At 70.4% G+C, this 7,547-nt stretch carries 6 protein-coding genes and 1 rRNA gene; 5 read left to right on the top strand and 2 right to left on the bottom strand.

What is annotated here, in order from left to right; translation table 11 throughout:
• Positions 1-72 precede the first annotated feature (72 nt).
• The 5 genes from ACFY2B_RS13510 to ACFY2B_RS13530 are packed head-to-tail and all read left to right on the top strand — an operon-like array spanning position 73 to position 6,738.
• A complete protein-coding gene (locus ACFY2B_RS13510; RefSeq protein WP_390763272.1) occupies positions 73-900 on the top strand; it encodes a hypothetical protein in 828 nt (275 codons plus the stop codon).
• Positions 890-2,230 (top strand): hypothetical protein, encoded by a 1,341-nt coding sequence (locus ACFY2B_RS13515; protein ID WP_390763273.1) that lies wholly within the window; start codon positions 890-892, stop codon positions 2,228-2,230. The genes ACFY2B_RS13510 and ACFY2B_RS13515 overlap by 11 nt, the downstream gene beginning before the upstream one ends.
• Complete coding sequence (locus ACFY2B_RS13520; RefSeq protein ID WP_390763274.1) at positions 2,227-3,786, top strand: SCO6880 family protein; 1,560 nt, start codon at positions 2,227-2,229, stop codon at positions 3,784-3,786. Before ACFY2B_RS13515 ends, ACFY2B_RS13520 begins: the two co-directional genes overlap by 4 nt.
• Before the next feature lie 14 nt (positions 3,787-3,800).
• A complete protein-coding gene (locus ACFY2B_RS13525) occupies positions 3,801-5,228 on the top strand; it encodes an ATP-binding protein (protein WP_390763275.1) in 1,428 nt (475 codons plus the stop codon).
• A 13-nt stretch (positions 5,229-5,241) separates the two neighbouring features.
• A complete protein-coding gene (locus tag ACFY2B_RS13530; RefSeq protein ID WP_390763276.1) occupies positions 5,242-6,738 on the top strand; it encodes a type IV secretory system conjugative DNA transfer family protein in 1,497 nt (498 codons plus the stop codon).
• Between the two features lie 10 nt (positions 6,739-6,748).
• Here the strand turns inward: ACFY2B_RS13530 and ACFY2B_RS13535 are convergent, their stop codons facing one another.
• Positions 6,749-7,327 (bottom strand): GNAT family N-acetyltransferase, encoded by a 579-nt coding sequence (locus ACFY2B_RS13535; protein WP_390763277.1) that lies wholly within the window; start codon positions 7,325-7,327, stop codon positions 6,749-6,751.
• 128 nt (positions 7,328-7,455) lie between these two features.
• Positions 7,456-7,547: ribosomal RNA gene (gene rrf / locus ACFY2B_RS13540) — 5S ribosomal RNA — on the bottom strand; the annotation flags it as partial.

Raw genomic sequence — 7,547 nt, forward strand, 5'->3', positions numbered from 1 at the left:
ACGGCTACCGTCGTACGTCCACGCGGTCCGGAACCAGGGTTTCCTGTACGACGTCGAGGGGGCGTACGCGGCATGAGTCTCGGCGACGAGAACGACCTCTCCGGCGGTTACGCCGACACCGGCCAGACCCGCACCCGGCTCCCCGAGAGCGACCCCTACGGCGGCGCCCGCCGAAGCGGCCGTTCCTCCTCCCGCGGCCTCGTCACGGTCGTCGGCGTCGTCATCCTGCTGATCGCCGCCATCGCCTTCGCGAACCGCGGCGACGGCAAGAACGGCTCCTCGACCGACAACTCCGCCGACAAACCGGCCACCTCCGCGACCGCAGCGACGGGCGACGCCCCGGTCCAGTCGAAGACGGCCGGCATCCCCGCGGGCTTCCCCCACACCGAACAGGGAGCACAGAGCGCGGCGGCCAACTACGCGGTGGCGCTGGGCTCGGCCGGCATGTTCAACAAGGACAACCGGCACAGAATCGTCGACACCCTCTACACGCCGGCCGCCGCCGAACGCCTCCAAGGGGCGATGGACAGCGCCTACTCGGCGGGCTTCCTCGACAAACTGGGCCTGGACACGAACGGCAATCCGCCCAAGGGCAGCACCTTCGTCTCACGCACCACCCCCGTGGGCACCAAGGTCGAGCAGTACGAAGACAGCGGGGCCAAGGTCTCGGTCTGGTACCTGGGCCTCATCGGCATGTCGGCACCGACCACGACCGACCCGGTGACATCCACCTGGAAGACCTGGACCTTCGATCTGGAGTGGGCCGAAGGTGACTGGAAGATCAGCACGGACACGCAGAAGGACGGCCCAGCGCCGGTACCCGGGGACGACAAAGCCTCCGGCTCCGACGAAATCAGCAAGGTCATCGAGGAGTACGGAGGGTTCACGTATGCCCGGTAACCCGCGTCGCGTCCTCAAGCTCGCCGGATTCGTGACAGCCGTACAGACGACCGCGGTGCTGCTGGCCACCAGAGCCGTCGCCGCCCCCACTCCCGACCCTTCGCAGTCACCGTCGCCGTCCCCCACGTCGAGCGACAGCGCGTGCGGACTGCTGATCGGCCCCGCCAAGGACTACTGCGAACAAGGCGACAAGTCCGGCGGATCCGGCTCAAGCAACCCCCTCACCTCCACCCTCGACCCCCTCTCCTCCCTCGCCAAGGGCTGCGCCGACGCCGCCTCCTGGACCATCAGCAAGCTGGGCGGCGCGGTGAAGGAGACGGCGAACGTCGACTTCACCAACCCCAAGTTCCTCCAGCAGTACGCGGTCGTCTTCGCCGCGTCCACCATCCTCACCCTCCTGCTGTGGCTCCTGGCCGTGGCCAAGCGCGCGGTCCGCGGCGTCCCGCTCACCAGCGCCCTGTCCGAAGCCGTCGGCTTCCTCTGGCTCACCGTGCTGGCCTCCGCCTTCACCCCCCTGATCCTCTACACCGTCGTCTCGGCCGCCGACGGCGTGACGGACGTCCTGGCGAAGACCACCGGCGACCAGACCGACACCTTCTTCGGCACCTTCGCCGGCGCCCTGGACAAGGGCACCGACATCGGCGGCGGCCCGATCATGCTGATCGTCGTCTCCCTGGTCTCCATCCTCGCCGCCGGCATCCTCTGGCTGGAACTGGTCATCCGCGCCGCCCTGCTCTACGTCGGCGCCCTCCTCGGCACCGTCGTCTACGCCGGCCTGGTCGACAAGAACCTGTGGGGCCACGTACGCCGCTGGGCCGGCGTCATGATCGCGGTCATCCTGGTCAAACCGGTCATCGTCATCGTGCTCGGCCTGGCCGGCGCCCTCTCCTCGGACGGCGGCCCGGACGCGTTCTCCGCCGTCGTCTCCGGACTGGCCATCATCCTGCTCGCCATCTTCGCCAGCGCGATGATCTACCGCTTCGTCCCCGGCTTCGGCGACGAGATCGCCGCCTCCCGCAACAACCGCATCATGCAGGGCGCCGAGGGCAAGGCCGCCGCCGTCATCAGCTCCCCCGCGAACCTGGTCGCCCAGGGCATCAGGACCCACAGCGCCCGCGCCGACAGCAACGGAGGCGGCGGCCAGTCCGGCTCCGCCGCCCGCCCCGCCAACCCGGTTTCCGGCGGAGTCGCCGCGCACAGCACGCGCACCCCGAACGGAGGCGGCGGATCTGTCCCCTCCGCCGCACCCGCGCCGCGCTCCCCCAGCCCGGCGAAGACCCCGCACGCCGGCAACAACCGCAACAACCGCTCGGGAGGTGAAGGGCGTTGACGACCGAGTCCCACCTGTCCCATCCGGTCACGCCCCGCCGTACGTATCTCATCGGCCGCGCCCGGCCGAACGCGGTCATCGGCCGCAACCGAGAGACCGGCGAGATCGCGCTCATCATCTTCGGCGCGTTCCTGGGCATGATGTGCGGACTGCTGGTCCCCGTCCTGTCCCTGCGGATCGTGCTGCTGATGGGCTTCCCCCTGCTCGCGCTCGGGGCCGTGTACGTGCCGTACAAGCGCCGCACCTTCTACAAGTGGTTCGAGATCAACCGCAGCTACAAGCGCACCCTGCGCCAGGGCACCGTCTACCGCTCCGCCGCCATGGAGGCGGGCACCCGCCTCGACGGCCGCGAGGTCGAGGTCGGCCCGCCCCCCGGCATCGGACGCATCAACTGGCTCGCCGCCCCCTTCGGACCCGACGAGATCGCCGTACTCCTGCACGCCGACCGCAAGACCGTCACCGCCGCCATCGAGATCGAGGGCCCGGGCGTCGGACTGCGCGACTCCGAGGACCAGGAAGCCCTGGTCGACCGCTTCGGCACGCTGCTCAAGCACGTGGCCAACGGCGACGGCTTCGTCACCCGGCTCCAGATGCTCGCCCGCACCCTGCCCGCCGACCCGGACGCCCACGCCAAGGACGTCGCCCAGCGCGGCGACGAGAAGGCACTCCCCTGGCTGGCCCGCTCCTACGAGCAGCTCCAGTCCATGGTCTCCACCAGCAGTGAGCAGCACCGCGCCTACCTCGTCGCCTGCATGCACTACTCCCGCGAACTGGCCGCCGAGGCCCACGCCATGGCCCGCGCCGCCCGCCCCCAGGCCGGCCGCCGCCTCGACCGGGACGCCGGACTCGCCGTCGTCATGGCCCGCGAGCTGACCGACATCTGCTCCCGGCTCCAGGAGGCCGACATCCGGGTGCGCCAGCCGCTCGGCCAGGGCCGGCTCGCCTCCCTCGTCCACTCCATGTACGACCCGGACCACCCGATCGACCACCTCCAGGCGATGACGAAACGCAACGCCTGGCCGGCCGAGCTGGACGCCATGGAGCCCACCCACCTCAAGGCCAAGACCCGCGAGTCGGCGACCCGCGAACCCTGGTGCCACGCCACCGCCTGGGTCAAGGAGTGGCCGATGACCCCGGTCGGCGTCAACTTCCTGGCACCGCTGCTCGTCCACACCCCGGACGTCATCCGCACCGTCGCGGTCACCATGGACCTCGAACCCACCGAGATCGCCATCGAGCGGATGCTGACCGAGAAGACCAACGACGAGGCCGAGGCCAGCCGCGCCGCCAAGATGAACCGCACCGTCGACCCGCGCGACATCGCCGCCCACAGCCGCCTCGACCAGCGCGGCGAGGACCTGGCCAGCGGCGCGGCCGGCGTCAATCTGGTCGGCTACATCACCGTCTCCGCCCGCACCCCCGAAGCCCTCGCCCGCGACAAGCGGACCATAAGGGCCTCGGCCGGCAAGTCGTACCTGAAGCTGGAGTGGTGCGACCGCGAGCACCACCGGGCCTTCGTGAACACCCTCCCGTTCGCCACCGGAATCCGAAGGTAGGGGCTGATGCACTGATGCGGGACCCGATGTCCGCCATCACGGACGCCTTCACGGCCTTCCTGTTCGGAAAGGTCGAGACGACCCGACTCCCGGTGCGCACGTCCACGGGCCAGGCCCAGGCGGTCTACCTCCCGACCGCCGCCCCCGGCCTCGGCGACTCCGGCGTCATCATCGGCCGCGAGGTGTACTCCGGCAAGGGCTACATCTACGACCCCTTCCAGCTCTACGGCCAGCAGCTCCCCGCCCCGCACTGGCTGGTCCTCGGCGAGTCCGGCAACGGCAAGTCCGCGCTGGAGAAGACGTACGTCCTGCGCCAGCTCCGGTTCCGCGACCGTCAGGTCGTCGTCCTGGACGCACAGGGCGAGGACGGCGTCGGCGAATGGAACCTCATCGCCCAGGAGCTGGGGATAACGCCGATCCGGCTGGACCCGACGGCCGCCCTGGACCACGGCATCCGGCTCAACCCGCTCGACCCGTCGATCACCACGACCGGACAGCTCGCCCTGCTCCGCACGATCATCGAGGTCGCGATGGGACACGGCCTGGACGAACGCTCCGGCTTCGCCCTCAAGGTCGCCCACGCCTACGTCAACGAGACGATCGTCGAACGCCAGCCGGTGCTGTCCGACATCGTGGAGCAGCTCCGCCACCCCGAACCGGAGTCGGCGGAGGCGATGAACGTCGATATAGACGACGTACGGGCCTGGGGCCTCGACGTGGCACTGGTCATCGACCGACTGGTCGACGGCGACCTGCGCGGCATGTTCGACGGCCCCACCACGGTCGGCATCGACCTGGACGCCCCGCTGATCGTCTTCGACCTGTCCCACATCGACCGCAACTCCATCGCCATGCCGATCCTCATGGCGATCGTCGGCGTATGGCTGGAGCACACCTGGATCCGCCCCGACCGGAAGAAACGCATCTTCCTGGTCGAGGAGGCCTGGCACATCATCAACAGCCCGTTCGTGGCGCAGCTCTTCCAACGGCTGCTCAAGTTCGGGCGACGCCTCGGCCTGTCCTTCGTCGCGGTCGTCCACCACCTCTCCGACGTCGTGGACGGCGCCGCCGCGAAGGAGGCCGCGGCAATCCTGAAGATGGCCTCGACCCGCACCATCTACGCCCAGAAGGCCGACGAGGCCCGCGCCACCGGCCGCGTCCTCGGCCTGCCCCGCTGGGCCGTGGAGATCATCCCGACCCTCACCCCGGGCATCGCGGTCTGGGACGTCAACGGCAACGTCCAGGTCGTCAAACACCTGGTCACGGAGACGGAACGCCCCCTGGTCTTCACCGACCGCGCGATGACCGAGTCGTCCAGCGACCTCACCGCCGACGACGAGGTGCTGCGCGCCGCCGAACTGGAGGCGGAACAGCGAGCGGCGGCCTTCGTGGAACAGCACCTCGGCGACCTGGACGGGTCGTCCGAATCGACGGTGGCATGAGGATGAGACTGAGATGAGACGCGACGAGCCGGACCGCCGCCGGGACGGCCAGGGAGGCATCTCCGACGGCCTGCTGGTGGGCCTACTCGCGTTCCTCCTCGGCATGACCGTGCTGGTCTGGTCGGCCACGGGCCTGGCGGGCCTGTTCGCCCGCGGCTCCTGGCCGTCCGACGTCACCGTCACCCGCACCCCGCTGGCGATGCGGCAGCTCATCGCCGCGCCGCGCGACCTCGCCGCCGCCTGGCCCCGCACACCACCCGAGCAGTTGTCCGGGTACGGGCTGTTCTGGGGGCTGTTCATCGGCCAGTTGATGGTGCTGTTCGTCCTCACCGTCTTCGTGATCGGCACCACGGCCCGCTGGCGGGCGGGCCGCGCCCGGCGCAGCCACGCCAAGAACACCCCTACCGCGCCGCCCACGCCCGCCACACCGGGACGGGCACCGGAACCGCTGCCCGTCCCGGCCCCCGACACCCGGCACGAAGTCCCCGTACCCCGCAGTGAACCGACACCCCAGGACGCCCCCGTGCCCCCGCCCGCGCCCACGGCCGCCGGCACGGAAACCCCCGAGTGGCAACAGCCCCGCACCGAAGGCGCGGTGCTCTACGCCGAACCCGCGATCCGCCAGGCCACCGCCGCCCAGACCGTACGCGACGCCGAAGGCCCGGTCCTCGTGGTCACGTCCAACCCGGCCGTCTGGTCGGAGACGAAGGACGCCCGCGCCAAACTCGGGCCCACCCACCTCTACGACCCAGCACACCGCTGCGACACACCGGCCCGCCTGCACTGGCCACCCACGACGGGCTGCGAGGACAAGCAGACGGCCGTGCAACGGGCCGCCGCCCTGCTCGCCCCGGTCAGGCCCACGGCCAAACTCGACCAGGCTCTGGCGGACACGGCCGAGACGCTCCTCCGCAGTTATCTGCACGCGGCGGCCATCGACGGCCGCACCATCCGGCACGTCCACCGCTGGACCCAGGGCACCCAAATCCAGGACGCCGTTCGCACCCTGCGCACCAACCCCAAGGCGGCCCCCGGCGCCGCCGGTGAACTCGAAGCGGCCCTCACCGCCCACGCCGAACGCCGTGACATGGCCCAGGAACTGACGAGCCGCGCACTCGCCGCCCTCTCCACGGTCAACATCCGCGAGTCGTGCACCCCGAACCGAAGTGATGCACTCGCCCTGGATTCCTTCGTCAACGAAGGGGGCACGCTCTATGTGGTCGGTGAATCCATCGAGGACCCCAGGACCGATCCGGGCGCGATGCCGCTGCTGACGGCGCTCGTCTCAAGCGTGGTCGAGCACGGCCGGCGCATGGCCGAACGGTCATCCTCCGGTCGGCTCGACCCACCACTGACCCTCGTCCTCGACGACGTCGCGGCCGTGGCGCCGCTGCCCCAGCTCCCGGACCTGCTCGCCACCGGAACGGCCCAGGGCCTGCCGACGCTGGCCCTCCTCCGCTCCCGCGAACAGGGCCGCACCCGCTGGCCCCACCACGAACTACCGGTCTGAGCCGAGCCGGTCAGGCTCCCCCGCGCCCTCCCGCACGCTCCACGACGAGTTCCAGCTCTCGTCCCTCGCCCTCGGCCATCTCCGTGGTCACCCCACTGGGTACGAACCCAGCCTTCCGGTAAGCACCCCGGGCCCGCCCGTTGTCCTCGTGCACGAACAGCCGCACCCGTTCGGCTCCCCGCTCCCACGCCCACTCGACACCGACCGCGAACAGCGCCTCGCTCAGCCCGCGTCCACGGTGCTGGGGCCGCACGAACACCCCGACGACATGCCCCTGCCGGCGATCCACGAGTTCTCCGGCCCAGTCCGTGGTGCCGGCCTCCTCCATCAACACCGTGAGCGTGCCGGCCCACGCCCCGTCCGCCGCCACGGCCACGAACTGCCGCGCCCCGCCCGCCTCCTCGGCGGACCGAGCCGCCCGCTCCTGCCAGAAGACGTCAGGCCGACCGACGGCCTGCTCATACGTCTCCAGAAAGGCAAGCCGGGCAACGGGATCCCGCAGCGCCTCAAGGCGCAGCCCCCGCACGGTCGCCCACTCATCAGGCCGTATGGCCCGGATCAGGTAATCATCGCCGACCTGGACACTCATGGAGGCCACGGTAGTACCGGACCCCCGGACCCCTCATCCCATATTCGGCACCCGTGCCCGGCACGCAAACGCAAGAGACCCCCAACTCCAGGTCTTACGACCAGAGTTGGGGGTCTCTCTCACATTTAGTTCGGCGGCGTCCTACTCTCCCACAGGGTCCCCCCTGCAGTACCATCGGCGCTGTAAGGCTTAGCTTCCGGGTTCGGAATGTAACCGGGCG

The organism is Streptomyces sp. NPDC001270, from assembly GCF_042896695.1.
Classification (GTDB): Bacteria; Actinomycetota; Actinomycetes; order Streptomycetales; family Streptomycetaceae; genus Streptomyces.